At 32.8% G+C, this 26,207-nt stretch carries 36 protein-coding genes and 4 tRNA genes; 9 read left to right on the plus strand and 31 right to left on the minus strand.

The genetic code is table 11. From position 1 onward, the window contains the following. Positions 1 to 4: 4 nt before the first annotated feature. From rpsE to rsmA, 22 genes are all read right to left on the minus strand, one after another. Positions 5 to 448: a 30S ribosomal protein S5 gene (gene rpsE / locus ELQ09_RS03455; RefSeq protein ID WP_052777998.1), complete on the minus strand. Its 444-nt coding sequence runs from the start codon at positions 446 to 448 to the stop codon at positions 5 to 7. Positions 449 to 459: 11 nt separating this feature from the next. Continuing rightward, the gene (gene rplR, locus ELQ09_RS03460) at positions 460 to 816 is read right to left on the minus strand and encodes a 50S ribosomal protein L18 (RefSeq protein WP_002785535.1); all 357 of its coding nucleotides are present in this window, start codon (positions 814 to 816) and stop codon (positions 460 to 462) included. 9 nt (positions 817 to 825) lie between these two features. Next, a complete protein-coding gene (gene rplF, locus ELQ09_RS03465) occupies positions 826 to 1,362 on the minus strand; it encodes a 50S ribosomal protein L6 (RefSeq protein ID WP_057033977.1) in 537 nt (178 codons plus the stop codon). Between the two features lie 78 nt (positions 1,363 to 1,440). Continuing rightward, positions 1,441 to 1,836, minus strand: a complete 396-nt coding sequence (gene rpsH / locus ELQ09_RS03470) for a 30S ribosomal protein S8 (RefSeq protein WP_052799086.1) — start codon at positions 1,834 to 1,836, stop codon at positions 1,441 to 1,443. Between the two features lie 9 nt (positions 1,837 to 1,845). Then, positions 1,846 to 2,031: a type Z 30S ribosomal protein S14 gene (locus tag ELQ09_RS03475; RefSeq protein WP_002851478.1), complete on the minus strand. Its 186-nt coding sequence runs from the start codon at positions 2,029 to 2,031 to the stop codon at positions 1,846 to 1,848. 1 nt (position 2,032) lies between these two features. Further along, positions 2,033 to 2,578 (minus strand): 50S ribosomal protein L5, encoded by a 546-nt coding sequence (rplE, locus tag ELQ09_RS03480; RefSeq protein WP_002851453.1) that lies wholly within the window; start codon positions 2,576 to 2,578, stop codon positions 2,033 to 2,035. 3 nt (positions 2,579 to 2,581) lie between these two features. Next, positions 2,582 to 2,815, minus strand: a complete 234-nt coding sequence (rplX, locus tag ELQ09_RS03485) for a 50S ribosomal protein L24 (protein WP_002779437.1) — start codon at positions 2,813 to 2,815, stop codon at positions 2,582 to 2,584. After that, positions 2,815 to 3,183 (minus strand): 50S ribosomal protein L14, encoded by a 369-nt coding sequence (rplN, locus tag ELQ09_RS03490; protein WP_002779438.1) that lies wholly within the window; start codon positions 3,181 to 3,183, stop codon positions 2,815 to 2,817. The genes rplX and rplN overlap by 1 nt, the downstream gene beginning before the upstream one ends. After that, positions 3,183 to 3,434: a 30S ribosomal protein S17 gene (gene rpsQ / locus ELQ09_RS03495; RefSeq protein WP_002851549.1), complete on the minus strand. Its 252-nt coding sequence runs from the start codon at positions 3,432 to 3,434 to the stop codon at positions 3,183 to 3,185. The genes rplN and rpsQ overlap by 1 nt, the downstream gene beginning before the upstream one ends. A 9-nt stretch (positions 3,435 to 3,443) precedes the next feature. Next, on the minus strand, positions 3,444 to 3,629 hold the full coding sequence (gene rpmC / locus ELQ09_RS03500) for a 50S ribosomal protein L29 (RefSeq protein ID WP_002851566.1): 186 nt from the start codon (positions 3,627 to 3,629) through the stop codon (positions 3,444 to 3,446). Beyond that, positions 3,616 to 4,041, minus strand: a complete 426-nt coding sequence (rplP, locus tag ELQ09_RS03505; protein WP_002779441.1) for a 50S ribosomal protein L16 — start codon at positions 4,039 to 4,041, stop codon at positions 3,616 to 3,618. Before rplP ends, rpmC begins: the two co-directional genes overlap by 14 nt. A gap of 2 nt (positions 4,042 to 4,043) precedes the next feature. Then, positions 4,044 to 4,745 (minus strand): 30S ribosomal protein S3, encoded by a 702-nt coding sequence (gene rpsC / locus ELQ09_RS03510; protein WP_002851138.1) that lies wholly within the window; start codon positions 4,743 to 4,745, stop codon positions 4,044 to 4,046. Then, positions 4,745 to 5,188: a 50S ribosomal protein L22 gene (gene rplV / locus ELQ09_RS03515; protein ID WP_002855723.1), complete on the minus strand. Its 444-nt coding sequence runs from the start codon at positions 5,186 to 5,188 to the stop codon at positions 4,745 to 4,747. Before rplV ends, rpsC begins: the two co-directional genes overlap by 1 nt. A 10-nt stretch (positions 5,189 to 5,198) precedes the next feature. Beyond that, positions 5,199 to 5,480 (minus strand): 30S ribosomal protein S19, encoded by a 282-nt coding sequence (rpsS, locus tag ELQ09_RS03520; RefSeq protein ID WP_002851509.1) that lies wholly within the window; start codon positions 5,478 to 5,480, stop codon positions 5,199 to 5,201. 1 nt (position 5,481) lies between these two features. After that, positions 5,482 to 6,312, minus strand: coding sequence for a 50S ribosomal protein L2 (gene rplB, locus ELQ09_RS03525; protein WP_134263763.1), 831 nt, complete (start codon positions 6,310 to 6,312; stop codon positions 5,482 to 5,484). Between the two features lies 1 nt (position 6,313). Then, positions 6,314 to 6,595, minus strand: a complete 282-nt coding sequence (locus ELQ09_RS03530; protein WP_002856384.1) for a 50S ribosomal protein L23 — start codon at positions 6,593 to 6,595, stop codon at positions 6,314 to 6,316. A 2-nt stretch (positions 6,596 to 6,597) separates the two neighbouring features. Beyond that, positions 6,598 to 7,212 (minus strand): 50S ribosomal protein L4, encoded by a 615-nt coding sequence (gene rplD, locus ELQ09_RS03535; protein ID WP_134263764.1) that lies wholly within the window; start codon positions 7,210 to 7,212, stop codon positions 6,598 to 6,600. Further along, positions 7,209 to 7,784, minus strand: a complete 576-nt coding sequence (rplC, locus tag ELQ09_RS03540) for a 50S ribosomal protein L3 (RefSeq protein ID WP_002779987.1) — start codon at positions 7,782 to 7,784, stop codon at positions 7,209 to 7,211. Before rplC ends, rplD begins: the two co-directional genes overlap by 4 nt. 9 nt (positions 7,785 to 7,793) lie before the next feature. Next, the gene (rpsJ, locus tag ELQ09_RS03545) at positions 7,794 to 8,105 is read right to left on the minus strand and encodes a 30S ribosomal protein S10 (RefSeq protein ID WP_002779353.1); all 312 of its coding nucleotides are present in this window, start codon (positions 8,103 to 8,105) and stop codon (positions 7,794 to 7,796) included. Positions 8,106 to 8,302: 197 nt separating this feature from the next. Continuing rightward, the gene (locus ELQ09_RS03550) at positions 8,303 to 9,064 is read right to left on the minus strand and encodes a pseudouridine synthase (protein ID WP_002853086.1); all 762 of its coding nucleotides are present in this window, start codon (positions 9,062 to 9,064) and stop codon (positions 8,303 to 8,305) included. A gap of 35 nt (positions 9,065 to 9,099) precedes the next feature. Then, on the minus strand, positions 9,100 to 11,094 hold the full coding sequence (locus tag ELQ09_RS03555) for a ribonuclease J (protein WP_134224670.1): 1,995 nt from the start codon (positions 11,092 to 11,094) through the stop codon (positions 9,100 to 9,102). Then, positions 11,063 to 11,863, minus strand: coding sequence for a 16S rRNA (adenine(1518)-N(6)/adenine(1519)-N(6))-dimethyltransferase RsmA (rsmA, locus tag ELQ09_RS03560; RefSeq protein WP_002937496.1), 801 nt, complete (start codon positions 11,861 to 11,863; stop codon positions 11,063 to 11,065). The genes ELQ09_RS03555 and rsmA overlap by 32 nt, the downstream gene beginning before the upstream one ends. A gap of 80 nt (positions 11,864 to 11,943) precedes the next feature. Between rsmA and ELQ09_RS03565 the strand changes: the two genes are divergently transcribed. The 3 genes from ELQ09_RS03565 to ELQ09_RS03575 are packed head-to-tail and all read left to right on the plus strand — an operon-like array spanning position 11,944 to position 13,668. Beyond that, complete coding sequence (locus ELQ09_RS03565) at positions 11,944 to 12,480, plus strand: purine-nucleoside phosphorylase (protein ID WP_002855603.1); 537 nt, start codon at positions 11,944 to 11,946, stop codon at positions 12,478 to 12,480. A 22-nt stretch (positions 12,481 to 12,502) separates the two neighbouring features. After that, positions 12,503 to 13,573, plus strand: a complete 1,071-nt coding sequence (gene rlmN, locus ELQ09_RS03570) for a 23S rRNA (adenine(2503)-C(2))-methyltransferase RlmN (protein ID WP_070316607.1) — start codon at positions 12,503 to 12,505, stop codon at positions 13,571 to 13,573. After that, the gene (locus ELQ09_RS03575) at positions 13,570 to 13,668 is read left to right on the plus strand and encodes a hypothetical protein (protein ID WP_070240248.1); all 99 of its coding nucleotides are present in this window, start codon (positions 13,570 to 13,572) and stop codon (positions 13,666 to 13,668) included. Before rlmN ends, ELQ09_RS03575 begins: the two co-directional genes overlap by 4 nt. A 13-nt stretch (positions 13,669 to 13,681) precedes the next feature. On the opposite strand, the gene ELQ09_RS03580 is transcribed toward ELQ09_RS03575, so the two are convergent. Next, positions 13,682 to 13,758 (minus strand) — tRNA-Met (locus tag ELQ09_RS03580). A 134-nt stretch (positions 13,759 to 13,892) separates the two neighbouring features. On the opposite strand from ELQ09_RS03580, the gene ELQ09_RS03585 reads away from it, so the two are divergent. The 5 genes from ELQ09_RS03585 (at position 13,893) to ELQ09_RS03605 (ending at position 15,902) form a co-directional block, all read left to right on the plus strand. Continuing rightward, a tRNA-Ser gene (locus tag ELQ09_RS03585) sits at positions 13,893 to 13,980 on the plus strand. Between the two features lie 113 nt (positions 13,981 to 14,093). After that, positions 14,094 to 15,050, plus strand: coding sequence for a glycosyl transferase family 90 (locus tag ELQ09_RS03590; protein ID WP_070300166.1), 957 nt, complete (start codon positions 14,094 to 14,096; stop codon positions 15,048 to 15,050). Positions 15,051 to 15,189: 139 nt separating this feature from the next. Further along, positions 15,190 to 15,265 (plus strand) — tRNA-Ala (locus ELQ09_RS03595). A gap of 3 nt (positions 15,266 to 15,268) precedes the next feature. Then, positions 15,269 to 15,344: transfer RNA gene (locus ELQ09_RS03600), tRNA-Val, on the plus strand. A 27-nt stretch (positions 15,345 to 15,371) separates the two neighbouring features. After that, the gene (locus ELQ09_RS03605) at positions 15,372 to 15,902 is read left to right on the plus strand and encodes a GNAT family N-acetyltransferase (protein ID WP_070316608.1); all 531 of its coding nucleotides are present in this window, start codon (positions 15,372 to 15,374) and stop codon (positions 15,900 to 15,902) included. Here ELQ09_RS03605 and leuD read toward each other — a convergent pair. The 4 genes from leuD to leuA are packed head-to-tail and all read right to left on the minus strand — an operon-like array spanning position 15,882 to position 20,493. Further along, complete coding sequence (leuD, locus tag ELQ09_RS03610) at positions 15,882 to 16,484, minus strand: 3-isopropylmalate dehydratase small subunit (protein ID WP_052785404.1); 603 nt, start codon at positions 16,482 to 16,484, stop codon at positions 15,882 to 15,884. The genes ELQ09_RS03605 and leuD overlap by 21 nt on opposite strands. A gap of 1 nt (position 16,485) precedes the next feature. Beyond that, a complete protein-coding gene (gene leuC, locus ELQ09_RS03615) occupies positions 16,486 to 17,898 on the minus strand; it encodes a 3-isopropylmalate dehydratase large subunit (protein ID WP_134263765.1) in 1,413 nt (470 codons plus the stop codon). Next, positions 17,885 to 18,961, minus strand: coding sequence for a 3-isopropylmalate dehydrogenase (leuB, locus tag ELQ09_RS03620; RefSeq protein ID WP_134263766.1), 1,077 nt, complete (start codon positions 18,959 to 18,961; stop codon positions 17,885 to 17,887). The genes leuC and leuB overlap by 14 nt, the downstream gene beginning before the upstream one ends. Then, positions 18,958 to 20,493, minus strand: coding sequence for a 2-isopropylmalate synthase (gene leuA, locus ELQ09_RS03625; protein WP_134263767.1), 1,536 nt, complete (start codon positions 20,491 to 20,493; stop codon positions 18,958 to 18,960). The genes leuB and leuA overlap by 4 nt, the downstream gene beginning before the upstream one ends. 317 nt (positions 20,494 to 20,810) lie before the next feature. On the opposite strand from leuA, the gene ELQ09_RS03630 reads away from it, so the two are divergent. Next, positions 20,811 to 21,440: a hypothetical protein gene (locus tag ELQ09_RS03630; RefSeq protein WP_134263768.1), complete on the plus strand. Its 630-nt coding sequence runs from the start codon at positions 20,811 to 20,813 to the stop codon at positions 21,438 to 21,440. A 27-nt stretch (positions 21,441 to 21,467) separates the two neighbouring features. Here ELQ09_RS03630 and ELQ09_RS03635 read toward each other — a convergent pair whose 3' ends face one another. From ELQ09_RS03635 to ruvC, 4 genes are all read right to left on the minus strand, one after another. Next, positions 21,468 to 22,115 (minus strand): outer membrane beta-barrel protein, encoded by a 648-nt coding sequence (locus ELQ09_RS03635; protein WP_134263769.1) that lies wholly within the window; start codon positions 22,113 to 22,115, stop codon positions 21,468 to 21,470. Positions 22,116 to 22,254: 139 nt separating this feature from the next. Next, on the minus strand, positions 22,255 to 22,638 hold the full coding sequence (queF, locus tag ELQ09_RS03640) for a preQ(1) synthase (RefSeq protein WP_070209957.1): 384 nt from the start codon (positions 22,636 to 22,638) through the stop codon (positions 22,255 to 22,257). Between the two features lie 246 nt (positions 22,639 to 22,884). Then, on the minus strand, positions 22,885 to 25,452 hold the full coding sequence (flgE, locus tag ELQ09_RS03650; RefSeq protein ID WP_134263771.1) for a flagellar hook protein FlgE: 2,568 nt from the start codon (positions 25,450 to 25,452) through the stop codon (positions 22,885 to 22,887). A 201-nt stretch (positions 25,453 to 25,653) separates the two neighbouring features. After that, positions 25,654 to 26,136, minus strand: coding sequence for a crossover junction endodeoxyribonuclease RuvC (ruvC, locus tag ELQ09_RS03655; protein WP_011050020.1), 483 nt, complete (start codon positions 26,134 to 26,136; stop codon positions 25,654 to 25,656). Positions 26,137 to 26,207 lie beyond the last annotated feature (71 nt).

The following is a 26,207-nucleotide window of genomic DNA, read 5'->3' on the forward strand; positions in this document are numbered from 1 at the left end:
CTTCTTATCCTTTTAACATTGTTAAAGCTTTGATTGTAGCACGAACCACATTAGCTGAATTATTTGAACCCAAAGACTTGGTTAAGATGTCTTTAATACCTGCAAGTTCCACGATAGGGCGTGTAGAACCACCTGCGATAACTCCTGTACCTTCACTAGCTGGTTTAAGTAAAATTCTACTTGCGTTATATTTTACCTCTACATCGTGAGCGATAGTTGAGCCTTTAGTTTTAACTTCAACGATATTTTTAAACGCATCATCAACAGCTTTACGGATAGCATCTGGAACTTCCTTAGCCTTACCATAACCAACACCTACTAAACCTTTGCGGTTTCCAATGATAACTAAAGCAGTAAATCTAAATCTTCTACCACCTTTAACAACCTTAGTAACTCTGCCGATATCGACGATTACTTCTTCAAATTCTTCTCTATTATATTTTTCCATCGATTTACCCCTTATAGCCTAATGCCATTTTCTCTTAAAGATTCAGCCAATGCTGCGATAACACCATGATATACATAACCATTTCTATCAAAAACAGCTTGTTCTATCTTTTTAGCTTTTAAAGTTTTAGCAAATTCAGCAGCGATTTTTTTAGCACCTTCTTTATTTGCTTTAACGCCAAGTTTGCGTCCATCAACTGCTGCTAAAGTTACAGCTTTTACATCATCAATCGCTTGGATATATAGAGTTCTGTTTGATTTAAATACAGAAATTCTTGGAAAATTTTCACAACCTGAAATTTTCGCTCTAATTCTTTTTTTTCTTTTGATTCTTAAAGTTAGTTTTCTTTTTAATACATTTGCTCTCATATTCTACCCTTACTTCTTAGATGTCTTACCAGCTTTGCGGATAATGCGTTCATCAGAATACTTAACGCCTTTTCCTTTATATGGCTCTGGCAGTCTAAATTCACGAATTTGAGCAGCAACTTGACCTACAACTTGTTTATCACTTCCTTTAACTGCAATAGTATTTTTATCCACTACAATTTCAATTCCTTCTGGAATATCATAATTAATAGGATGAGAAAAACCAAGGCTTAGTTCTAAAACTTTACCTTTTAAAGCTGCTTTATAACCAACTCCATTGATTTCAAGAGTTTTTGAAAAACCTTGAGTTAAACCTACAACGATATTGTAAGCTAAAGCTCTGTAAGTTCCCCAATAAGCTCTACTTTGTCTGTCTTCACCTTTTGGAGAAAAAAGAATATTATTATCTTTAATCTCAACATTTACATTTGCTTTAGTATCAAGTTCTTTTGCCAAATTTCCTTTTTTAAATTTAAGCAAATTTCCTTCTAATTTTACTTCTACTCCTGCTGGAATAGCAATCGGTTGTTTACCTATACGAGACATATTTTTCCTTTTTATTTGTCTAGGATATTTCTACTTTTTTAAAAGAATGGATACCCAATGCCATAAAAAGCAGATTTTTTACCAAATGGTACATAAAATTTCGCCGCCAACACCTACTTTATAAGCTTCATCATTAGCTAAAACACCATGACTTGTGCTAACTACGATAGTACCATAACCATTTTTAAAACGCTTGATTTCATCTTTACCTTTATAAACACGACGACCGGGCTTAGAAATTCTTTTAAGCTCATTGATAACACTCTTACCTTTTTCATCGTATTTTAAAACTACATTGATAAATTTCTTCTTATCTTCTTCAATAACATTAAAACTCTCAATATAGCCCTTAGCTTGAAAAATTCCAACTAAAGCTTCTACAACTTTAGAATGTAAAAGCTTGGTTGTTTCAAGCTTTCTCATTCCTGCATTTCTGATACGAGTGAGTGAATCTGAAATAATATCATTTATCATATTTTATCCTTACCAACTTGCTTTCTTAAGACCTGGAATCAAACCTTCGTTACCCATTTTTCTTAAGCAAACTCTGCAAATTCCAAAATCTCTATAAACCGAATGCGGACGCCCACAAATTTGGCATCTTGTATAAGCTCTAACTTTAAATTTAGGCTTGCGTGCCGCTTTTGCAATCATTGATTTTTTAGCCATCTTACTTTCCTTTTGTAAATGGCACACCGATAAGTTCTAATAACTTTTGTGCCTGTTTATCATTTTGTGCTGTTGTAACTATAGAAATGTTCATACCATGAGTTCTTAAAATTTTATCATACTCCACTTCTGGGAACATCAACTGCTCATCAAGACCGAAGTTGTAGTTTCCGCGTCCATCAAAACCATCTCTACTTAAACCTCTAAAGTCTTTCACCCTTGGCAAAGCAATAGAAATTAATTTATCAAGAAAAGCATACATATTTTCTTTTCTTAAAGTTACCATTACACCCACAGGAAAACCTTCGCGAACTTTAAATCCTGCAACTGATTTTTTAGCTTTAGTAATCACAGCCTTTTGTCCTGCAATTAAAGAAATAGTATCTGCAACATTTTGCAATACTTTTTGATCTTTAGCCAACTCACCAGCACCTACGCTAATAACTACTTTTTCGATCACAGGGATAAGCATAGGATTTTTGATATCAAATTCTTTAACCAATGCAGGTTTAATGCTTTGATTGTATTTTTCTTTTAATCTCATCATCGCTTACTCCTGAACTTTTGCCACATTGGAAATATCCATTGGCATTTCTTTATTGATAAAACCACCATTTGGGTTTTTCTCACTCGGCTTAATAGCTTTTTTAGCGATTTTACATCCTTCAACTACCACTTTAAGTGTTTTTGGATATACCGCTAAAACTTTACCTGTTTTACCTTTATCATCACCTGTGATAACCTTAACGCTATCACCTTTTTTGATTTTTAATTTAACCGCCATTATAATACCTCCGGTGCTAGTGAAACGATTTTCATAAAGCCACCATATCTAACTTCTCTGCCCACTGGCCCAAAGATACGAGTTCCGATAGGCTCTCTTTTGTTATCAAGAATAACTGCAGCGTTTTCATCAAAACGAATCAAAGAACCATTATCTCTATGAATTTCTTTTTTAGTTCTAACGATAACCGCTTTTACCACTTGACCTTTTTTAACTTTTCCATTTGGTAAAGCTTTTTTAACAGATGCAACGATTACATCACCTACGGTAGCGTATCTTCTTTTGCTACCCCCTAAAACCTTGATACACATTAATTCTTTTGCACCGCTATTATCAGCAACTGCAAGTCTTGTAAAACTTTGAATCATTACTCAACTCCTGTAGCTAATACAGATTTTAAGCGAAATGATTTTCTTTTTGAAAGTGGTCTGCATTCTACTGCAACAACAGTATCACCCACTTTAACTTCATTTCTCTCATCATGAATTAGATATTTTTTAAAGCGTTTAACAATTTTTCTATATCTTGGATGAACCACTTTTCTTTCAACCAAAACACTTGCGGTTTTTTCACCAGCGATTTTAACAACAACGCCTTGAATTTCTCTTTTAAATGCCATTTTCTATCCTTATCTTAAAGCGTTAATTGCTGTATTTATTCTAGCAATGTCTTTTTTTACTTGGCTAATCTCTTTTGGATTAGTAAGTTGCATTGTTTTTAGCTTTTGTTTTAAAGTGAATAAAAGCACCTTTTTTTCTTTTAGCATTGTTGCAAGCTCAGCTGCTGTTTTATCTTTAATCTCAGTATATTTCATTTTGGCTCTCTCTTGTAACAAACTTAGTTTTAAATGGAAGTTTATGCATAGCTAAAGTCAATGCTTCTCTTGCCATTTCTTCGCTTACTCCTGCCATTTCATAAATGATACGACCTGGCTTGATATTCATTACCCATTCTTCAACAGCACCTTTACCTTTACCCATACGAGTTTCTAAAGGTTTTTTTGTCAAAGGCTTATCTGGGAAAACTCTAATCCAAGTTTTTCCTTGTCTTTTAACAAAACGAGTTAAAGCGATACGCGCTGCTTCAATTTGGCGTGAGTTAATGCGTCCTGCTTCAGTTGCTTTTAATGCAAATTCACCAAAAGTAAATTCTGTTCCACGATTAGCATAACCTCTGTTACGCCCTTTCATCATTTTGCGATATTTAGTTCTTTTTGGCATTAACATGATTATTTACCCCTTCTTGTGCGTCTTGGCTTTTTAGCTGGAGCACTTTCTTCAGTTTTTTCAGGTTGCATACCTTTGTGTAATACTTCACCTTTAAAGATCCATACTTTAACCCCTATGTTTCCATAAGTAGTTCTAGCTTCTGCAAAACCATAATCGATTTTTGCTCTTAAAGTATGAAGTGGAACGCGTCCTTCAAGATACCATTCTGTTCTTGCCATTTCAGCACCGCCTAAACGACCAGAAACTGAAACTTTAATCCCTTTAGCACCTGCTTTTTGCGCACCTTGAATTACTTTTTTCATTGCTCTTCTAAAAGCAATTCTTTTTTCAAGTTGAGTTGCAACACTTTCAGCAGCAAGTTGAGCTGAAGCTCCTGCTTTTCTCTCTTCTTTGATATTGATATTTACATCTTTACCAATTAAATCTTGCAATTCTTTTCTTAAATTATCAACATCACTACCTTTTTTGCCGATGATGATACCTGGTCTTGCAGCAACTACAGTAACACGAAGTTTTTTAGCAGTTCTTTCTACTAAAATTTGACTGATTCCTGCGTAATAAAGTTTTCTTTTTAAGAAAGCTCTGATTTTGTAATCTTCACCGATATTTTCTACTAAATTTGCTTTAGTCGGAAACCATCTTGATTCCCAGTTTCTATTGATTCCTAGTCTTAGACCAATTGGATTAACTTTTTGTCCCATTAGCTTTCCTTTTTCGCTGTTGCTTTTTTAGTGCTTGTTGTTTTTTTAGCTGGAGCTTTTGTTGTAGTAGTCTTTTTAGCTGCTGGAGCTTTTTTAGCTACTGTTTTTTTCTCTTCAGCTTTCACTTCTGCTTTTGCCACTTCTACTAAAATATGTGAAGTTGGTTTTCTAATACGACTTGCACTTCCTCTAGCTCTTGGTCTAAATCTTTTTAATACCGCAGCTGCGTCAACACGACAACTTTTTACAACCACTTCGTTTGCTTCAAAGCCACCATTTGCTACTGCACTTGAAATTGCATTTGCGATGTATTTTGCACCTTTATTTGGCATAAATTTTAAACTAGCCATAGCTAATTCTGCATTCATCCCCTGAACTTCTCTAGCAATCAATCTTGCTTTAGTTGGAGATAATCTTATGAATTTAATTAATGCTTTACTCATATCTTATCCCTTACTTACCAATTTTCTTTTGCACAGAGCCTTTATGCCCTTTGAATGTGCGTGTTGGAGCAAATTCACCAAGTTTATAACCGATGTGATTTTCAGTAATATAAACTGGAATGAAACTTTTACCATTATGAACATTAAATGTAAGTCCTATCATATCAGGAGTAATTGTGCTTCTTCTTGACCAAGTTTTAATTGGTTTATTATCATTAGCCTTTTTGGCAGCGATGACTTTTTTCATTACATGATCATCAACAAAAGGACCTTTTTTTAGTGATCTAGCCATCTTACTTTCCTTTTCTTCTTGAAATTATTAGCTTATCGCTAGCTTTTTTACGACGAGTTTTCGCACCTTTGGTTGGTTTACCCCATGGAGTTACTGGATGACGGCCTGAATTCTTCTTACCTTCACCCCCACCGTGCGGGTGATCTACTGGGTTCATTGCAGAACCACGAGTTTGCGGGCGGATACCTCTATGGCGATTTCTACCTGCTTTACCGATAGTTACATTAGCCCATTCTTCATTTCCAACTTCACCGATACTTGCCATACATTCAGCTAAAACTTGTCTCATTTCGCCACTTGCAAGTCTTAAAATAACATATTTTTCTTCTTTACCCATAAGTTGTGCATAAGCACCTGCAGAACGGATCATTTGACCGCCTTTACCTGGTTTTAACTCAACATTATGAACAATAGTACCCACAGGAATATTTTTAAGTTTCATTGCATTACCTGGTTTAATATCAAGTCCGCTTTCAGCAGCTGCAACGATATCGCCAACGCTTAATCCACGTGGTTGAAGAATATATCTTTTTTCCCCATCTTTATAAGCAATCAAAGCAATTCTACAATTTCTATATGGATCATACTCGATCGCTTCTACTTTACCTTCTATACCAAATTTACGGCGTTTAAAATCAATAACTCTGTAAAGTTTTTTAGCACCCGCTTCTTTATGACGACTTGTAATTCTTCCATAGCTGTTACGACCTGCGTGTGCTGGAAGTTTAACAAGTAGTGAGCGTACACTTGGTTTAGCTGTAATATCTTCAGAACTTAAACCTGTGATATATCTTCTACTTGGAGTATATGGTTTATAGGTTTTAATTGCCATCTTAAGCCTCCGTATTTTCTAAGCTAACACCTTCAGGTAGCTTAACATAGAATTTTTTGTAATCGTTTCTTTGACCTAAACGACCTCTAAAACGCTTAACTTTTCCATCCATTCTTAAAGAATTGATGCTTTTTGGAGTTACACCAAAATACTCTTTTAAAACCGCTTTTAAGCCTGTTTTGGTCATCTTTGGTGAAGTTTGAATAACTACGACACCTTGCTCTTGCAAATTCAAACTTTTTTCTGTGTAAAGTATAGTCTTTATATCAGTAATATCTGCCATAATTATCCCTCTTTTGTAATAGATTCTAACGCTGATTTTTCTATGATAACAGCATTAAATACAGATACTAAATAAGCATTTACTTCGCTTACATCAACTACATAGCAATTTGCTAAATTTCTGTAAGCTAAAAGTGTTTTTTCATCTAGTAAATCTTTAACGATTAAAGCATCTTTGACGCCAAGTTTTTTAATCACAGCGTTTGCATCTTTTGTTTTGCCACTTTCAATAGCTAAAGAATCAGTAGCAAACAATGCACCCTTAGCTGCTTTATCTGCTAAAGCTCTTTCAAGCGCCAATCTTTTTTGTTTTTTATTTACTTTTTGGAAGTAGTTTCTTTCATTTGTTGGACCAAAAGCAACCGCACCGCCTACCCAAACGTTAGTTCTTATTGAACCCGCTCTAGCACCGCCACGACCTTTTTGTCTCCAAGGTTTTTTACCACCACCACTTACATCACTTCTACCTTTAGTATGAGCTGTATTTGCTCTTAAACTTGCAAGGTAAGATTTTACATATAAGTAAAGATTGTGTGGATTTACTTCCGCATATTTTGAAGGTAAATCAAGTTCACCTGCTTTTTCTAATTTATCATTTAAAACAACTACTTTACTCATTTTGCAATCCTTATTTTACCCATAGCACCATTATAACCTGGTACTGCACCCTTAACTACTAAAATTTTGTTTTCAGCATCATAAGATACAACTTCGTTTTTAACGGTTACTTTAGTATTTCCATAATGTCCTGCCATTTTCATACCTGGTTGAACACGACCTGGCCATTCTCTATTACCAATAGATCCGTGGCGTCTATGAAATCTCGAACCATGACTTGCTGGACCCCCTGCGAAGTTATGTCTTTTCATAACACCGCTATAACCTCTACCTTTAGTGTTAAAGCTTACTTTTAAAATTTTTGCTTCATTTAATGGAGTTTCATCTAAATCTCCTGCTTCAGTATTTGCTACTTCTAAAGTCGCAAATCTATTGTATTCTGCAGAAAGATTATACTTTTTTTGTTGTCCTGCGACACATTTATTACTTGCTTTGCCTTTTGGATATGCTACTAAAGCCTTTCCGCCTTCAACTTCACATACTTTTGCATTTACAACTCTTAGTAAAGTTACAGCGATACTTGGATTAGTAATTGTTCTGCTCATTCCGATTTTTTCTACAATATATTCCATATCTTATCCTTACTTACCCATAGCTCTTACTTCAACGCTTACTTCTGGCGCTAAATCAAGCTTAGTTAAAGAATCAACTGTATCTGGAGTCGCTGCTACTATATCTAGCATACGCGCGTGAATTCTTATTTCAAACTGCTCACGAGAATCTTTGTTAATGTGTGGAGATTTTAAAACTGTATAGCGTTTGATTTTAGTAGGCATTGGTATCGGACCTCTGATATCCGCACCTGTTCTTTTAACAGCTTCTACGATTGCTGCAACTGTTCTGTCTAGTACTCGATGGTCATAAGCTTTTAGCTTAAGCCTAATTCTTTCCATAATATTTCCTTTAAAAAGAACTCGTTAGTTAAAAACTAACCAATTTATAAAAATTGAAATGAGAGTATATAAAATCTTGTTTTCAAAGTCAAGGAATTTGATGAAATTTTTCTATTATTTTCCTTTTAAAAAGGATAAAAATAGAATTTTTAGAATTTAAAAATTATCATTATTTTTTAAATTTTTATATATAATGGTCAATATCTTATTTCATTAAATTTTAAAAAATCTCTTAATTTTTCATATTCGCCATTTTCTAAATAACGATGTTTTCCTGCCTTTAACATACCAAGATCTAAGGCCCCAAAAGCAACACGCTTAAGATCCATGACTTCAAGATCAAAATGTCCAAAAAAGCGTCTAAGCTCTCTATTTTTACCTTCATTTATAACCACTCTAAGCTTGGTATAGCCTCCGCTTGATCCAAAAATTTCAAAGTCTATAAAAGGAGCAAAACTCATAGAGGTAATTTTAGTTTTTGCATGTGCGCCTTTTTTTTCATTTTTAATCTCAAGTCCATTTTGCATGGCTTCGATGACTTGTTTGCTCACCGTGCCTTTAACTTTAAGGTAGTATTCTCTTTCTAAATCGCTATGCATTAAAGCATCGGCAATCACAGGAGAGTCTGTAAGCAAAAGTAAGCCTTCACTTGCATAATCCAGCCTACCTACGCTAAGCCAAGTACTAAATTGTCTTGGCAAGGTATCGTATATAGTTTTTCTTCCACGATCGTCTTTTTTACTGACAATTTCACCTTTTTGTTTATGGTAGATTATCACGCTAAATTGCGTTCTTTTTTGTACTCTTTTACCTTTAACAAAGACTTTATCATCAAATTTAACTTCATCGCTTAAAAGGGCAATTTTGTTGTTTATTTTTACTAAGCCTTGTTTGATAAGCTCATCAGCTTCACGGCGTGAATAGCGGGTGTTATGGGATATAAATTTATTAATTCTCATTTGATCTTCCTTAAAAAGGGCGTTTTTGCCCTTTTTTACATTACAAAAATAGTTGGAACTATGGTTGGGTATTTTTTAATCTTTCTAAAGATGTGTTTTCTTAAAACTTGGCGGATTTGATTTTCTAAAAATCTTGGATCATTGAGCACTTCATCTTTAACATTGATGAAAAATTGTCCTAAAACTTCAGCCATATCTTTGCTAAAAGCATGATCGTGTTTGTCAGCTACTAGCCCATAGCTAAATACTCTTGGTTTGTTGATCAGTGTTTTTGTGGCTTTGTCAATTTGTGCGATAATAACCACTATACCACTATCTGCAAGTTTTTGACGATCTATAACTACATCATCGGCGATTTGTTTGTTGATTTGATTATCCACAAAAACTTTACCTGTTTTTACGGTTTTTATGCGTTTGACATATTTTTGGCAAAGTTCTACTTGATCGCCATCGCTCATAAGATAGATATTTCTTTCTGGGATACCGCACTTCATCGCTGTTTCTTTGTGTTTAGTGATGTGATTGTATTCTCCATGAACTGGCAAGAAAAATTTAGGCTTAGTAAGGGTTAGCATAAGCTTTTGCTCTTCTATGCTAGCGTGTCCGCTTACATGAATTTCGCTAAATTCTTGATACGCTACTTTAGCCCCTGCTTTTAAAAGATAGTCAAGTACTGCAGAAACGCTTGCTTCATTTCCTGGTATAGCTTTAGCTGAAATGATTACTTGATCTGTAGGCTTAATCTTTATAAATTTATGCTCATCAGTTGCCATTCTATAAAGCGCACTCATGGTTTCGCCTTGACTTCCTGTAGTTACGATAAGCACTTCATTGTCTTTATATTTGCTTACTTCATCAGCATCGATGAAAATTTTTCTATCAAGTTTAATATAGCCTAATTCCATAGTGGTATAAAGATTTCTTTCCATAGAACGTCCGATAACACAAACTTTTCTGCCGTATTTTAAACCATAAGTGATAGCTTGATAAACACGGTGGATATTAGAACTAAAAGTACTCATAATCACCCTACCCTTAGTACGCGCAAAAATTTGATCAAAAGTTGGTCCTACAGAGCTTTCACTTTTTGTATAACCTTCTTTATAAGAATTTGTACTATCACTTAAAAGACATAAAACTCCTTCTTCTCCATAATGTGCCAAACGTCCTAAGTCTGTTGGATAGCCATCGATTGGGGTTTGATCGATTTTAAAATCACCTGTGTGGATGATAGTTCCTGCTTTTGTTTTGATCGCAAGTGCTGAAGCATCAATGATAGAATGTGTGATGTGGATCCACTCTATATCAAATTCACCTATTTCATAAACTTTGCGTTTTTCTACAGGGCGAAACCATTTGCGTTCTGCTTTTAAGCCATGTTCTTCAAATTTGTTTGAAATCATCCCTAAAGCCAAAGGTGTAGCGTAGATAGGAAATTGAAATTCTTTAAAAAAATAAGGCACCGCACCGATATGATCTTCGTGCGCATGGGTAATTACTATACCACGAATTTTATCTTTAATTTTTCTTACATAGTCAAAATCAGGGATGATAATATCTACCCCATGCATAGTTCCATCAGGAAAACTCATACCTATATCTACTATAATTGCATCTTTATTGGTTTCAAAAACACTGATATTTCCACCAATTTCTCCTAAACCCCCTAAAGGAGTGATGCAGATTTTATGTTCGCTAGAATTATTATATTTTAAAGGGTGTAAGCGGTTTTCATGTGAAACACGGTTAGCTTCTATACATTCTGCAAGAGCGATTTGCCAATCTTCATTACCTGTGAGTTTTGAAGGAAGATTGCGATTTTTTTTCTTTTTTTTCTCAGTTTTATTCTCTGAGTTTTCAGAAATTTCCTTGTTGGAATTTTGATCAATTTTTGGAGTATCATTTTCATTTTGCAAAGAATCGGCTAATTTTTTTCTGCGATTTTTATATTTATAGCGTTTATTGTTTTTTGAATTTGAGTTCGGATTTTGTTCGTTTTTATTTATCTCTTTGTTTTCGTCCATATTCATCCTTTAATTTGTCATAAATTTTAAGGTATGAATCAACGCAAATTTCATGTGGTCTGATGTTTTCTTTTAAGCCAAGAGTGCTTAAAACTTCTAAAACTTTTGCTTTATATGTTTTTAAATTTCCTAAGAGTTGTTTTCTAGGAGCTTTAAAACAGTCTTTTAGAAAATTTTTGAAATTTTCTATTTCGCAAAGTTCATCAAAATCCTTAGTTTTAATCAAACTCATCACCGCTGACATAACTTTTGGTGGAGGATTAAAACATTGTGGATCAACATCAAAAAGCATTTTTCTTTCGCAAATCATTGCACTTAAAACACCTAAGGAAGAAAACTCACTATTTCCTTCTTTAGCGCAGAATTTTTCAGCCATTTCTTTTTGCACCATTACAATAAGCCCTAGACAATTTTTATCTTCTAAGGCTTTTAATATAATGTGACTTGCAACATAATAAGGCAAATTTGCAACCAAAAAATATGGTTTTTCATCAAGACTAGGATTAAAAGCTTCGCTTGCGTCTTGATGGATCAAGTTAAATTTTCCACATTCAAGTTCTTTTTGAAATTTCTTTTTTAAAATAGGTATGAGATCATTATCGATTTCATAAGCTTTTACTTGAGAAATTTTTAAAAGTTCTTGCGTTAAATCACCTAAGCCAGGCCCAATCTCAATGATATTGTTCATCTCTTTGGGTATGGCTTGGATGATTTTTGCTAATACGCTTTTATCGATTAAAAAATTTTGTCCGTATTGTTTTTTTGCTTTAACCATAAGAAATAATTTTATCTAAAAATTCTTAATTAAGTCTTTTTAGGTAGAATTATTTTTTGTAAAATTTCATAAGGATCAAAATGATTGTTTGTGCGGGTGGAAATGAAAATTTTTCTTTTGCAAAAGCTATAGGTATAGGTTTGGTTGAATCAGCTTTTCATTTGAGTCAACTTTGCTTCAAAGAAAAACCATCAAAACTTATATTTATAGGAACTTGTGGGCTTTACGATAAGGGTAAAATTTTAGAAATTTACAAAAGTTCACACGCTTTTAATGTAGAATTTTCTAAAATTTCACATGCTTTTTATACTCCTGCAAAATATGAAATTTGTTTAGAAAAAGAAAATGTTTCTCGTGAAACAATCAAGATCAATTCTTCAAATTATATTTGTCAAAATTCAAAAGCAGCAAAAGAATTTTCGAAATTAGGTTTTTTTGCAGAAAATATGGAAGCCTTTTCTGTTTTAAGTGTAGCTAAAAATTTAAATATTGATGCAGAGTGTATTTTGTGTGCAACAAATTTTTGCAATGAAAACGCTCACGAAGATTTTATAAAAAATCATCAAAAGGCAAAAGAAAAATTAGAAGAATACTTAAAAAAATATCATTATATTTAAAAATTCAAAAAGGAAAATAATTTTGAAAGAGCTTGTTAATATTTTAGATTTTTTACCTGAAGAATTAGGAGAAAAAATCAAACCGATGTTTCGCGTGAAACAAATTTATCAATGGATTTATCAAAAATATGCCAATAATTTTTCCGATATGTCAAGTTTGCCAAAAGATTTGCGTTTAGAACTTGCGCAAAATTTTCATTTTTCCCCTGTAAAATGTGTTAAAAATGAGCAAAGTAAAGATGGAAGTATAAAATATCTTTTTGAACTCGTTGATGGTTTAAGGGTAGAAAGTGTGCTTTTGCCTATGAAAGAAGAAAAAATAGATGCAGAAGGCAAAAGAATTTCTCATGCAAGATACACTATCTGTGTTTCTTCTCAAGTGGGTTGTAAAAGTGGATGTAGTTTTTGTCTTACTGCCAAGGGTGGTTTGAAAAGAAATTTAAGTGCAGGGGAGATAGTCGGACAAATTTTATGGATCAAAAAACAAAATAATATCCCTTATGAACACCGTGTAAATATAGTATATATGGGTATGGGCGAGCCTTTGGATAATCTTAAAAATGTTTCTAAAGCGGTAAAAATTTTAGCACAAAATGATGGGCTTGCCATAAGTCCTCGCCGTCAAACCATCAGTACTAGCGGTTTGGCAAAACAAATCAAAGAATTAGGTCAAATGAATTTAGGTGTTTTACTTGCTATATCATTACATGCGGTTAATGACGAGCTTCGAACCGAACTCATGCCTATCAATAAAGCTTATAATATCGCTGCGATTATGGATGCGGTGCGTGAATTTCCTATAGATCAAAGAAAAAGAATAATGTTTGAATATCTTTTGATCGATGGTATCAATGATAAGCTTGAACACGCCAAAGAATTAGTTAAACTTTTAAATGGCATTAAAGCTAAAGTAAATTTAATACTCTTTAATCCACATGAAGGAAGTTTATATAAACGTCCTAGTTTAGAAAATGCGATTAAATTCCAAGATTTACTCAGCAATAAAGGTGTAACTTGCACTATAAGAGAAAGTAAAGGACTTGATATCTCAGCTGCTTGTGGACAGCTTAAAGAAAGGGCAAAAGAACAATGACAATACTAGATATTTTCGAAATCGTTTTTATAACAGCTGTTGTGATTATAGGTTTTGGTGGAATTGTTTTTGTAGTAACAAAAGAAAAAAAATAATTATTACACTTAATGGTGTCAAGGGGGAGACTTGAACTCCCGACCTCCGGCTTATGAGACCAGCGCTCTAACCAGCTGAGCTACCCTGACTAAAAATAAAAATATAATTATACTACTTTTTACTAAAAATTTTCTGATTTTTTAAAAAATAATTTTATTTTCAATATTTAAAAAATTTCTTTATTTTTAAAGCTTTTATAGATATAATGAATTCTTTATTTCATAGACAGGTGTCCGAGCGGTTGAAGGAGCACGCCTGGAACGCGTGTAAAGTGCAAGCTTTCGAGGGTTCGAATCCCTTCCTGTCTGCCATTCTTATTTTTAATATTTAAAATATTATTGTTTTGTCAAAAGTTATTTTATTGTTTATAAATTCTTAAATTTTTGATAAAATTTTAAAAATTTTATTTATCAGGTTTTTTATAATGCTACAATCAAGACTTTTGATGAATTTAAAAGGAATAGGAATATCTTTTATACCAAGATATTTTTTTCAAATAAATTTAGATAAAATTTTTAATGATATTTTAAAATACAATATTAAAGACTTAGAAGAAATACAAGCTCGAGTTAAATATTATAATCAAATAAATGAATTTTTTACACCTACAGCAAAGGAAAAAATAGGAAAATTTCCTTTTAAAAGCACCTCTTATGCTTTTGATGCTTATGAAATCAGTAAATACTTTAAAGATGAATTTTTATGGAATAAAGAATTTGGCGATGTAAGATATACTTTTAAAGAAGCAACTATTTGCAAATCGAGATCTTTGGAAAATAATATAAATAATATTTTATTAAAACTTGATAAAAATAGGCACTTTTGCTTTTTAAAAGATAACATAAACTATGAAAATAAAAAGGATATAGCAATATTTAGAGGAGCAGTATATCAAAAACATAGAAAAGAATTTTTTGATTCTTATTTTAGTAGAACTTTTTGCGATATAGGAGATACTTCAAAACAACCTAGCCAATGGAAAAAAAACTTTTTAAACAAAAAAGAACAAATGAAATATAAATTTATAATTTCTTTAGAGGGTAACGATGTAGCAAGCAACTTAAAATGGGCTATGAATTCTAATTCTTTAGTTTTAGCTCCAAAAATAACTTGCGAAACTTGGTTTATGGAAGGAACTTTAAAACCAAATTATCACTTTGCTTTGATTGATAATGAGAATTTGTCAGCAGTAATTGAATATTTTAAAAGTCGCCCAAAAGATGCATTGGAAATTATTAATAATGCTCATCAATATATTAAGAAATTTTTAGATAAGAAAAAAGAATTCCATATAGGAATTTTGGTTTTGACCAAATATTTTTATTATTCTAGACAACTTGAACTTAACAAAAAAAGAGATATTTTAGAATTAATCAAATAGTAAAATTACTCTCATTAATTCTCTAATTTTTCATAAAAAATAAATCTTTTTATACATATATTACATCATAAATTAAAAATTTGATTTTAGTTTTCAGCCAAAAACAAGTAATATTGCGATAAAATCTCAGACTTATAAAGGGGCATTAGCTCAGCTGGGAGAGCACAACGCTGGCAGCGTTGGGGTCAGCGGTTCGAACCCGCTATGCTCCACCATATGGTTCCGTAGCTCAGCTGGTAGAGCACTACCTTGACATGGTAGTGGCCGTTGGTTCAAGTCCAATCGGAGCCACCATCACCCTTCCTTATACAAAGGATTATCATGCAAAACACTATCATACAAAAAGCCGTCCATAAAGATTTAAATTCTATACTTGAAATCACAAAAGATGCTTTAAATGCTATGAAAGCTATGAATTTTCACCAATGGGATGAGAATTATCCCAATGAAATAGTTTTTCAAGAAGATATACAAGCACAAGAACTTTATGTGTTTAAAGAAAATGATGAAATTTTAGGCTTTATCTGCATCAATGAAAAATTTGAACCTGAATTTTACAAACAAGTTATTTTTAACAAAAATTATGATGATAAAGCCTTTTATCTACACCGTTTAGCCGTCAAACAAAATGCAAAAGGCAAAGGCGTGGCACAAAAACTTTTAAATTTTTGCAAAAATTTTGCCTTGGAAAATCACAAGGCAAGTTTAAGAGCAGATACTCATAGTAAAAATTTTCCTATGAATTCGCTTTTTAAAAAGCTTGATTTTAATTTTTGTGGAAACTTTGACATACCTAATTACCAAGATCCTTTTTTAGCTTATGAAAAAATTCTAAACCAAAAAGCTTTTTGAGTTTTTTTCATAGGCTTTGATTTGTGCTTCATGTTTTAAAGTCAAAGCTATATTATCAAGTCCTTCCAAAAGACAAATTCTGCGAAAATCATCTAAATCAAAAGAAAAAATCTTATCTTTAAAAATTACTCTTTTTTCCAACAAAGAAATTTCTATATTTTTATCTTGAGATTTTTTTAACTCATCAACTATTCCCACAACCTCATCTTTAGCAAGTTCTATGGTAAGCAAACCATTTCCTAAGGCATTGTTTTTAAAAATATCTGCAAAAGAAGGTGCGATAATAGCTCTAATACCATAATCAACCAAAGCCCAAGGCGCATGCTCTCTTGAAGATCCACTACCAAAATTTTCAAAACTTACCAAAATAGAACTATTTTGATATTCTTCTTTGTTAAGATTAAAATCCATATTTAAAACACTTTCTTTATCATCCAAATAGCGCAAATCATGGAACAAATGCTTACCAAAACCTTGCTTAGACACTGCAAGTAAAAATTGCTTAGGTATAATTTGATCTGTGTCTATATTGGCATATTCTAAAGGACAAGCTATACCTTTATGTATAATAAATTTTTGCATATTAGACTCCTAAATACTTTCTATTATCACAAATAACACCTTCTATGGCACAAGCTGCCGCACTTGCAGGACTCATCAAATGAGTGATAGAACCTTTACCTTGTCTGCCTACAAAGTTACGATTTGAAGTTGAAGCAACTCTTTGACCTGAATTTGCCTTGTCATCATTCATGCCTAGACACATAGAACACCCTGCATATCTCCACTCACACCCTGCCTCGATAAAAATCTTATCAAGTCCTAAATTTTCAGCTTCTTTTCTTACTTGCATTGAACCAGGCACGATTAAAGCTTTAACATTTTTATGAATTTTATGCCCTTTTAAGATATCAGCGGCTATTTTAAGATCTTCTAAGCGCCCATTTGTGCAAGATCCTATAAATACAATGTCGATTTTTACCCCTTCTATAACTTGATCTTGCTCTAAATTTACATAAGATAAAGCATCAAGCAAAGATTTTTGCTCACTTTGATTTTTAAAATCGCTTATTTTTGGAATTTTTTCATCTATACCAATCACTTGCGAAGGATTTGTTCCATAGCTAATTTGTGGTTTTATCTTGCTTACATCTAGAGTAATACTCTCATCATATTTTGCTCCTTCATCACTTCTTAAACTCTTCCAATACTCACAATACTTTTGAAATTCTTCTCCTTTAGGTGTAAATTCCTTTCCCTTAATATACTCAAAAGTGATCTCATCAGGAGCTATCATACCTACTTTCGCTCCAAATTCTATAGCCATATTACAAAGAGTCATTCTAGCTTCCATACTTAAATTTCTTATAAGTTCTCCGCAAAATTCTATAGCATAGCCTGTGCCTTTTGCCGTGCCGTATTGTGCGATCAAATATAAAATCAAATCCTTAGCATAAACGCCTTTTTGAAACTGCCCTTTACATTCGATTTTCATAGTTTTAAGTTTGGCTTGTTTTAAAGTTTGCGTTGCCATGACATGTTCTACTTCACTTGTGCCTATACCAAAAGCTAAAGCTCCAAAAGCTCCATGAGTTGCTGTATGAGAATCCCCGCAAACTAAAGTAACCCCAGGTAAAGTAAAGCCAAGCTCAGGGCTTACTATATGAACTATGCCTTGATTTTTATCTCCAAGTCCTAAAAGTCTTACTCCAAATTCCTTAGTATTTTGCATCAAAGTTGTAATTTGCTCTTTTGCCATATCAGAGCAAGCATTTAAATCTACACTTTTAGTTGAAACATCATGATCTATAGTAGCCAAAGTTAAATCCGCTCTTGCCATTCTACGCTTAGCCATTTTAAGTCCTGAAAATGCTTGAGGGCTTGTTACTTCATGGATTAAATGTCTATCGATATAAAGTATAGGAAGTTCGTTTTTGCCTTCATAAACCACATGAGCATCAAAGACTTTTTCATATAAAGTTTTAGCCATTGTTATTCTCCTTTAAAATTTCTAAAATATAATCCCCCATTTCATCGGTATTTAAATACGACTTAGTATTTAAATCCTTAGTCATTTTTCCTTGTTCCAATGCTAAAGATATAGCATTTTCTATATCCTGTGCGGCTTGTTCTTCTTTGAAACTATACTTTAACATTAAAGCTGCACTTAAAATTTGAGCTATGGGATTGGCTATATTTAAATGAGCTATATCAGGTGCACTTCCACCTGCTGGCTCATAAAGTCCAAAACCTTTATCATTTAAACTTGCTGAACTTAACAAACCCAAAGATCCATTAATAGCAGCTAACTCATCACTCAAAATATCACCAAAAAGATTTGAACAAAGCATAACATCAAAAATGCTAGGATTTTTTACAATCTGCATCGCAGCATTATCCACATATATGTACTCTAAGTTTATATCTTGATAATCTTTTGCAACATTTGCCACCACTTCTCGCCACAAAATAGAACTTGCCAAAACATTCGCCTTATCGATTAAATGTACTTTTTTCTTTCTTATTTTTGCACTTTCAAAGGCTATATGTGCTATCCTTTCTATCTCTTTTTTAGTGTAAATTTCAGTATCATACGCACTTTCTTTGCCTAAATCTTGCTTACCAAAATAAATCCCACCTGTAAGTTCTCTAACACATAAAATATCCACTCCTTTTTGGATAATCTCATTTTTTAAAGGTGAAACATGAGTTAAACTTTCATAAATTTTACAAGGACGCAAATTTGCAAACAAATTAAAATGCTTTCTTAAAGGCAAAAGCGAGGCTCTTTCAGGTCTTTGATCTATGGGTAAATTATCCCACTTAGGCCCACCCACAGAACCAAATAAAATCGCATCACTTTTCTCACAAAGCTTTAAAGTTTCATCACTTAAAGCCACTCCATAAGCATCTATACTTGCACCACCTATTTTAGCTTCATTAAATTCAAAATTAAAATTGTATTTTTGTGCGATAAAAGTTAAAATTTTTAAAGCCTCTTTCATTACCAAAGGCCCTATGCCATCTCCTGCTAAAACAGCTACTTTATAAGTTTTCATGCCATTTTCCTTTCTTCTACTTTTAAAGAGCGATAAATCGCATTGTAAGCACTCACAAAAGCTTGTGCTGAAGCTTCTATAACATCTGTTGAAAGTCCTTTTCCATGGAATTGTCTCCCTTTAAATTCCAAATCCACATCCACTTGTCCTTGAGCATCTACCCCTGAACTTTTTGCATTGATACTATAAGCTTTTAGTACGGGCTTTAAATTCGTTATCCTAGCAATGCAGTTAAAAACTGCTTCAACAGGACCATTTCCTGTGCAAGCCTCAGTTTTTAGCTCTTCTTTGATACGCATACAAACACAAGCGGTTGGGATATTGCCACTAATCACGCTTAATTTTTCAAGTATAAATTCATTTTCTTCTTCATTTTCATAGCTTAAAAACATCAACGCTTCCAAATCATAATCATACACTTGACCCTTTTTATCCGCAAGGCGTAAAAAACGCTCATAAACATCATCTAAATTATAAGTATTTTCATCATAGCCTAAATTTTCAAGGCAAGTTTTTATCATAGCCCTTCCGCTTCTTGCTGTCATTAGCATACGATTTTCATGAATTCCTATGGCACTAGGGCTTATGATCTCGTAAGTTTGCCTATTTTTAAGCACTCCATCTTGATGAATGCCTGAACTATGAGAAAACGCATTGCTACCCACTATAGCTTTATGCGAAGGTATGCTTTCATTAGTGATAGCTGAAACTAATTTTGAAGTTTTAGAGATATTTTCACATTTAATATCAGTATAAAAACCTTTTAAATAATCTTTCCTAGTTCTTATCGCCATAACCACTTCTTCTAAAGCGCAATTGCCCGCCCTTTCGCCAAGTCCATTTATAGTGCACTCTATCTGTCTTGCACCTTGTAAAATAGCACTTAAGCTATTGCCCGTTGCCATACCTAAGTCATTGTGACAATGCACAGAAATGATAGCTTTGTCTATATTTGGCACTTTGTTAAATAAAATTTTGATGATATTAGCAAATTCACTTGGCAAGGTATAGCCCACAGTATCTGGGATATTTATGGTTTTAGCGCCTGCTTTTATCGCATTTTCTACCATAAAACAAAGATTGTCTATAGGAGTTCTTCCTGCATCTTCACATGAAAATTCTACATCATCAGTATAAGATCTTGCTCTTATAATCGCTCTTTTTGCCATAGACAAAATTTCATCAAAATCTTTTTTTAATTTATCTTGTATATGCAAAGTCGAAGTGGCTATAAAAGTATGAATTCTAAAATGCTTTGCCACTTTTAAAGCTTCATAAGCCATATCTATATCTTTATCCAATGCCCTAGAAAGTGCACAAACGGTTGAGTTTTTAACCTTAGAAGCGATATTTTGCACCGCTTTAAAATCCCCTTGTGAAGATACCGGAAAACCTGCTTCTATCACATCTACGCCTAAATTTTCAAGCGCTAAAGCAATTTGTAATTTTTGATTGATACCCAAAGAACTGCCTAAAGCTTGTTCTCCATCACGCAAAGTGGTATCAAAGATTATGATTTTATTATCTTTCATGATTTAATCCTTTAAAACCAAACAGACTAAATGAATTAAAAAATTCAAAAACTTAACAACAATGATAAAAACTTAAAAATATAAAAAATGATTAAAAATAAAATTGAGTTTTAGAATGAGAGTTGCAGTAGCAGATTAAAAGTATCTTTACTTTTTTGTTGGACTGAATTTGAAATTTTAAAAATTTGTTTCATCTTTTCCTCCTTTGTTAAAATTAATCCTTAATGTATCATATTTTTAGTAAATGTATTTGTAAAATTCTTAAATTAAGAAAATTATTGATATAATTGTAATTTTAAGTAACAAAAAGGATGTTGATGTTAAAAGAACTCTTAGAGATTAAAAAAGAAATGGAACCTGTTATTCACGAAGCCAATGTAAAATTAAATATGCTAGCCCGTGAAGTCATAGTCCGAAAAAAAGAATACGAAATTTATGGCCCTATGGTAGATCGTGTTTATCTTGATAATGCCATTTATGTTAAAGTTATGTCAAGTGGACGCGATGTAAAAACAGACAATGTAGCTATAAAAAATGGTTTTTACATGGTTTTTGTCGCCCCTGAAAAGGAAAGTACAAAAGATATCAAAAACAAACTCAAAGTAGCTTATGAGGGACTTGATAACAAATTTATTGCTACGCTCATACGATCTTGCCAACGCTTTAAAGAAATCATAAATAAAACCCAAGCTACACTCGCTAAAGCTTCTAAAATGAATGTAGTAATAAAAACGAATTTAGGTGAAGCAAGTGCTGCACTAAAATTTAACATCAATATAGAATACACTAGAGATACTCAAAAACTCACTCGTGAAAATTCAAAATCAGCAGGAAGCTTTAGAGATACTAAAACTTATATAAATCTTATAGTAGACAAAGGCACAGATTCTCAAATTTGTGAAAAATTACTTGATGATGTTGAAAAATACTTTATCGGTGGAGGTTAAAAAAATGCAACTTTAAGTTGCATTTTTTTAAAATTTATAAGCATATCCTAAATAAATACTATAGTTTGTTTGTTTAGGATCATAAAAATTTGATCCGATGCTATTTTCATAAAAATTTCTAGAATTATATCTTATTTGTTCAGCTTTAACACCTAGTTCTATTTCATTGTGTTCAGTTAGCTCATATATAACACCTGCTTTAACTCCATAAACAAAACCATCAAATTTTTTAGATAAAGATAAAAGCGAAGTTTTTAAATCAATATCTGTTCTTGCATAACCAGAATACACACCTAAAACTCCTCTAGTTTTTTCAAAAAGTTCTGGAGTAAAATCATAACCTAATAAAAATTTATTTATAGAAAAATCAGCTTCTATATTAAACCGAGGAGTTGTAATAAAATCATCAAAGCCATCAGAATTAGCATAAAGAAAATAAATTCTATGAAGTTGATTTAAACGATATCCTATTTTCAAGTCTAAAACCGGAATATTTTCTATCATATCTCCATTGATCACTAAACTTTTACTCCCATTATGCTTAAGATCGCTTTTTACTTTAGTATGTAAAAAAGCTGCATCAGCACCTATAAAAAAACCGGAATTCTCATCTGCTAAAGCCAAATTTGAAAACAAAGTAGCACTTGCGACAATGCTTAATAATTTTTTATTCATAACCTAACTCCTTATATAATAAAATTCGATCTAAAAAATTTAGATCTTTTTATATTATATATTCTTCAAAGGTTAAATAAGATCTTTTTATAAAATATTTAATCTTTACATAAAAATATGTGAATATTTTACTCAAATATTATTTTGGAACAACTATATCACTACGACATTCTATTACCGTATGCACATTTCCACGCGGGTTAAAATCCCCCACAACTTTAATCCATTTTGGTTTTAATTTATCTTTTAAAGTATTATAAATTTCATTGATGCTTGCTTCATGTGAAACATTTCTATACATAAAAGTATTGATATAAAGTTTTATCGCCTTAAGCTCAACCACAAATTTATCAGGCATATACTCAAGATAAATCGTCGCAAAGTCAGGATAACCCGAACGCGGACAAGTACACATAAATTCAGGTAAAGTAATTTTTATGATATAGTCATTTTTCGCATCATTTGGCCAAATTTCCATATTTTCTACATCAAATTCTTTGATTTCTTTTTCACCATAACGCATAGATTTTCCTTTAAATTTAAATTCAAGCAAAAATTATAACAAAATAAGTTTTTAAAACGATTATGATACAGATAAGAAAATGTAATTTTATTGCAACTCACCCCTAGCAAGAGTGAGTTAGCAATAAATTGAAGGCAGTTCAAGCCTAAGCCTAGTATTACAAGACTACCAAGATAGGCTTGCAAAGCAAGGCTTGCTCCCTTAAAGGGAGCAAAAAACAATATTTTATAGAATGCTAAGCTTAAATTATTGTTTAAGCTGGATCAAGGTTTGAAGCATTTGATCACTCGTTGAAATGGTTTTTGAGTTTGCTTGATAACCCCTTTGAATGATGATAAGTTCAGTTAAAGAACGACTTAAATCCACATTTGACATTTCAAGAGCTGAGGTTTTCATCTCCCCACGTCCGCCTGTTCCTGCTTCCCCTACTACGATATTACCACTATTAGCAGTGACTTTGAAAAGGTTTCCACCTATTTCTTCAAGACCTGAGTTATTAGCCACTGAAGCCATAGCTATTTTTGCTACTGCAAAGGTTTTTCCATTGGTAAATTCGCCTAAGATATTTCCTTTATCATCCACACGAATCGCATCAGGTTTTAAGTTACCTGAAGTATAACCATCGGTTGCTTGAGAAGTTAAAGTTGAAGCTGAATTTGAACTTACAAGACCATCATTGCTTCCGCTTGTTCCAAAAGAAAGTTTGATTTGTTGGTTTGGTGCAGCACCATTATTTGGTGAGAAATTTATAGTTCTTGGAGTATAGTTTGACAAAGATCCATCGTTGTTAAATCTTGCACTACCTACGATAATATTGTTCGGACCTTCTCCTGTAGTGTTGATCTCTGCAGGTTCTGGCACACGGATAATCATTTGCCATTCATTACCCCCATCTTGAGTGGTGCTTTGTTTGACAAATTGCACTTCTAAAGTATGTTTTGAACCTAAAGAATCATAAATTTCAAGTCCAGCTGAAAAAGCACTAAGTTTTAAAAGTTCGCTTTGTTTAACTTGATTTCCTGCAGGAAAAGATCCATCAAGACCTTTAAAGATCTTTGTAAAAGCATCATTGGTACTTACAGTGCCTTTTTCATCTGTATAAGCAGTGATATTAAAATTCATATTATGAGATCCAAAACTTAATGATCCTTGACCCCCTGTAACAAGTTGTGGACTATTTGAACTTTCATTAACATTGGTGATAGAAAAAGCCCCTGATGAATTTACCACCACTTTAACATTTTCATTTACATCTGCTGCAGCAAAAGTTCCACTTCCATCATAATCCACCCCATATCTTGCATCTCTTTGTAAAAGCTCTCTTAAATCCTCAGTAGTGTGAAAAGTCCTTGCATCAGTATTTAATAAAGATCCATTCATTACTGCATTATAATAATTTTGAGATGCAGGATCTGTAAAAGTTGGATTGGGTTGACCATTAGTTCCAGGTACATATGCACTTCCACCATCAGGATTATACATAGGAGGAAGAGTTTGAGCTGAAGAACTATAAATATATTTATGAGCAGTGATAACTTGAGCATTTCTACCACCTTGTAAACTATTCTCTGTTCCAGCTGTTCCAGTTGTCGCTGTCCATAAAGAAGCATTCGCTTGTGTCACTTGTTCATATTTTGTAAAACTTCCTGCATTTCCATTTTGCCCATCTGTCCAAGTAGCTTTCCAAACCTCACCTGCAGTATTATCAGAATTTACTACAAGATTGATATTTTTCATACTATCTGTGGTACCATCAGAATTTGTATTGACAAAATCAATTCCACTTCCATCTTTATTTTTAACCGCTTTTACTCCAGTTCCTGTTCTTGTGTCATTAGAAGCTGTGAAAGTGTTAATATAAGTTATAGCGTCATCTATGCTTGTTATATTTTCATTTTCTATTTTAACACCATTTAGAACTATGCTTAATTTTGTTTTTTGATTGTCATTTCCCCAAAAAGCCGCTGTTTGAGTTTTATGATTATTTGCATCAAAAGCACTTACACCTAATTTATTGGTAGAATATTGTGCATCTGCATATGAAACCCAAATTCCTTGACCATCTCTTAGATTAAGCCCTTGACCATTAGAATTAAACAAAGAAGCCGCATCCACACCTTTTTCAGTTACTTCAACTGAATTTTTAGAAGTAGTATAAAACTGAGTCGTTCCTGTATCATTTTCATCTTTAGTTTCACTTGTTTTTACATTATATCCATGAACAGAATCAAGTGCATATAAAGGGGTGCTAGCTGTGCCTATACTAAGCCCACTATTTAAATTTGCTTTTATTGCCACTTCGGTTGATTGTGCTGCAGGGATATGCATACCTGGATCGATGAAAATATTTTGTGGACTTCTTGAACTATCTATACTTTGTGTATCCCAGTTGATATTCCATCCTTGAACCACAAAGCCTGCATTATTAACAAAATTTCCATAAGCATCAAGCTTAAAGTCCCCACTTCTTGTAAGATAGTTTGTAAGTCCACCATCATCACTTACCATAAAAAAACCATCACCATTGATAGCAACGTCAGTGTTTTTATCTGTAGTTTGAACTGAACCTTGAGAGTGAATTCTTGTTGTAGAACTTACTGAAACACCAAGACCGATTTGAAGTGGATTAGATCCGCCTCTTCCATCAGTTGGAGCAGTAGCGATTTTTACTGTTTGGCTAAACATAGTCCCAAAATCTGCACGAGAGTATTTAAAACCAGTGGTATTAACATTTGAAATGTTATTACCTTCAACATCCATCGCAACTTGATGTGCTTGTAGTCCGCTTACGCCAGACCAAAGTGATCTCATCATCTTAAATCCTTTATAAAATATTGCTTTAAAAATTTAACGCTTTGGCTTTAAAAAACTTTTGCGTTTATGTGAAGTTTATAAGCAAGTTCTGTTCCAACTTTTGAAATTTTTTAGGAAATTCTAGAAAAAATATAGAAAAAATTTAAAGGTATTTTCGGAGTTTATGGAGCTTTAGGCTTTTGTGTAATGAAAATTACCAAATCATACCCTAACTCTTAAATTTGCCGCATGAGTTAAAGCCACTGCAATCGCATCTGTGATATCTAAAGGCTTGATATCTTTACTAAGTCCTAAAAGTCTTTTTACCATAAAGGCAACTTGTTCTTTTGTGGCTTTTGCCTTACCTGTAACGGCTTTTTTCACTTGTAAGGGAGTGTATTCTGCAAAGTCTCCATGAATTTGAAGGATTTTTAAAGATAGAGCTCCACGAAATTGCGCGAGTTTTAAAACGGTTTTTGGATTGTAAGCAAAAAAGATATCTTCTATAGCTACCTCATCAAAAGAATGATTTTTAAAAATCAAATCCAAACCCTCGCAAAGTTCTGTGATTTGATACTGTAAAGTACTTGGCTTTATCTTTATAAGTCCTGCTTCTATGAGAATGTTTTTTCCTTTGTTGGCTTCTATGATAGCATAACCACAATTTCTCGAACCTGGATCTATACCTAAAATTTTCAAATTCATACCTTTTGAAAATAAAATACAAAAGCGGATTTTAACCTTTTTTTATGAAATTTAAGATAAAATTTATACAT

The organism is Campylobacter sp. CH186 (genome assembly GCF_004378925.1).
Lineage (GTDB): Bacteria > Campylobacterota > Campylobacteria > Campylobacterales > Campylobacteraceae > Campylobacter_D > Campylobacter_D jejuni.

Excerpts from the sequence above, each read along its gene's own strand:
- rpsE (WP_052777998.1), bottom strand. The coding sequence starts at position 448 with ATGGAAAAATATAATAGAGAAGAATTTGAAGAAGTAATCGTCGATATC.
- rplR (WP_002785535.1), bottom strand. The coding sequence starts at position 816 with ATGAGAGCAAATGTATTAAAAAGAAAACTAACTTTAAGAATCAAAAGA.
- rplF (WP_057033977.1), bottom strand. The coding sequence starts at position 1,362 with ATGTCTCGTATAGGTAAACAACCGATTGCTATTCCAGCAGGAGTAGAA.
- rpsH (WP_052799086.1), bottom strand. The coding sequence starts at position 1,836 with ATGATAAATGATATTATTTCAGATTCACTCACTCGTATCAGAAATGCA.
- ELQ09_RS03475 (WP_002851478.1), bottom strand. The coding sequence starts at position 2,031 with ATGGCTAAAAAATCAATGATTGCAAAAGCGGCACGCAAGCCTAAATTT.
- rplE (WP_002851453.1), bottom strand. The coding sequence starts at position 2,578 with ATGATGAGATTAAAAGAAAAATACAATCAAAGCATTAAACCTGCATTG.
- rplX (WP_002779437.1), bottom strand. The coding sequence starts at position 2,815 with ATGGCGGTTAAATTAAAAATCAAAAAAGGTGATAGCGTTAAGGTTATC.
- rplN (WP_002779438.1), bottom strand. The coding sequence starts at position 3,183 with ATGATTCAAAGTTTTACAAGACTTGCAGTTGCTGATAATAGCGGTGCA.
- rpsQ (WP_002851549.1), bottom strand. The coding sequence starts at position 3,434 with ATGGCATTTAAAAGAGAAATTCAAGGCGTTGTTGTTAAAATCGCTGGT.
- rpmC (WP_002851566.1), bottom strand. The coding sequence starts at position 3,629 with ATGAAATATACTGAGATTAAAGATAAAACAGCAGCTGAGCTTGCAACA.
- rplP (WP_002779441.1), bottom strand. The coding sequence starts at position 4,041 with ATGTTAATGCCAAAAAGAACTAAATATCGCAAAATGATGAAAGGGCGT.
- rpsC (WP_002851138.1), bottom strand. The coding sequence starts at position 4,745 with ATGGGACAAAAAGTTAATCCAATTGGTCTAAGACTAGGAATCAATAGA.
- rplV (WP_002855723.1), bottom strand. The coding sequence starts at position 5,188 with ATGAGTAAAGCATTAATTAAATTCATAAGATTATCTCCAACTAAAGCA.
- rpsS (WP_002851509.1), bottom strand. The coding sequence starts at position 5,480 with ATGGCTAGATCACTAAAAAAAGGTCCTTTTGTTGATGATCATGTAATG.
- rplB (WP_134263763.1), bottom strand. The coding sequence starts at position 6,312 with ATGGCAATTAAAACCTATAAACCATATACTCCAAGTAGAAGATATATC.
- ELQ09_RS03530 (WP_002856384.1), bottom strand. The coding sequence starts at position 6,595 with ATGGCAGATATTACTGATATAAAGACTATACTTTACACAGAAAAAAGT.
- rplD (WP_134263764.1), bottom strand. The coding sequence starts at position 7,212 with ATGAGTAAAGTAGTTGTTTTAAATGATAAATTAGAAAAAGCAGGTGAA.
- rplC (WP_002779987.1), bottom strand. The coding sequence starts at position 7,784 with ATGGAATATATTGTAGAAAAAATCGGAATGAGCAGAACAATTACTAAT.
- rpsJ (WP_002779353.1), bottom strand. The coding sequence starts at position 8,105 with ATGGAAAGAATTAGGCTTAAGCTAAAAGCTTATGACCATCGAGTACTA.
- ELQ09_RS03550 (WP_002853086.1), bottom strand. The coding sequence starts at position 9,064 with ATGAGAATTAATAAATTTATATCCCATAACACCCGCTATTCACGCCGT.
- ELQ09_RS03555 (WP_134224670.1), bottom strand. The coding sequence starts at position 11,094 with ATGAATATGGACGAAAACAAAGAGATAAATAAAAACGAACAAAATCCG.
- rsmA (WP_002937496.1), bottom strand. The coding sequence starts at position 11,863 with ATGGTTAAAGCAAAAAAACAATACGGACAAAATTTTTTAATCGATAAA.
- ELQ09_RS03565 (WP_002855603.1), top strand. The coding sequence starts at position 11,944 with ATGATTGTTTGTGCGGGTGGAAATGAAAATTTTTCTTTTGCAAAAGCT.
- ELQ09_RS03575 (WP_070240248.1), top strand. The coding sequence starts at position 13,570 with ATGACAATACTAGATATTTTCGAAATCGTTTTTATAACAGCTGTTGTG.
- ELQ09_RS03590 (WP_070300166.1), top strand. The coding sequence starts at position 14,094 with ATGCTACAATCAAGACTTTTGATGAATTTAAAAGGAATAGGAATATCT.
- ELQ09_RS03605 (WP_070316608.1), top strand. The coding sequence starts at position 15,372 with ATGCAAAACACTATCATACAAAAAGCCGTCCATAAAGATTTAAATTCT.
- leuD (WP_052785404.1), bottom strand. The coding sequence starts at position 16,484 with ATGCAAAAATTTATTATACATAAAGGTATAGCTTGTCCTTTAGAATAT.
- leuB (WP_134263766.1), bottom strand. The coding sequence starts at position 18,961 with ATGAAAACTTATAAAGTAGCTGTTTTAGCAGGAGATGGCATAGGGCCT.
- leuA (WP_134263767.1), bottom strand. The coding sequence starts at position 20,493 with ATGAAAGATAATAAAATCATAATCTTTGATACCACTTTGCGTGATGGA.
- ELQ09_RS03630 (WP_134263768.1), top strand. The coding sequence starts at position 20,811 with ATGTTAAAAGAACTCTTAGAGATTAAAAAAGAAATGGAACCTGTTATT.
- ELQ09_RS03635 (WP_134263769.1), bottom strand. The coding sequence starts at position 22,115 with ATGAATAAAAAATTATTAAGCATTGTCGCAAGTGCTACTTTGTTTTCA.
- queF (WP_070209957.1), bottom strand. The coding sequence starts at position 22,638 with ATGCGTTATGGTGAAAAAGAAATCAAAGAATTTGATGTAGAAAATATG.
- flgE (WP_134263771.1), bottom strand. The coding sequence starts at position 25,452 with ATGATGAGATCACTTTGGTCTGGCGTAAGCGGACTACAAGCACATCAA.
- ruvC (WP_011050020.1), bottom strand. The coding sequence starts at position 26,136 with ATGAATTTGAAAATTTTAGGTATAGATCCAGGTTCGAGAAATTGTGGT.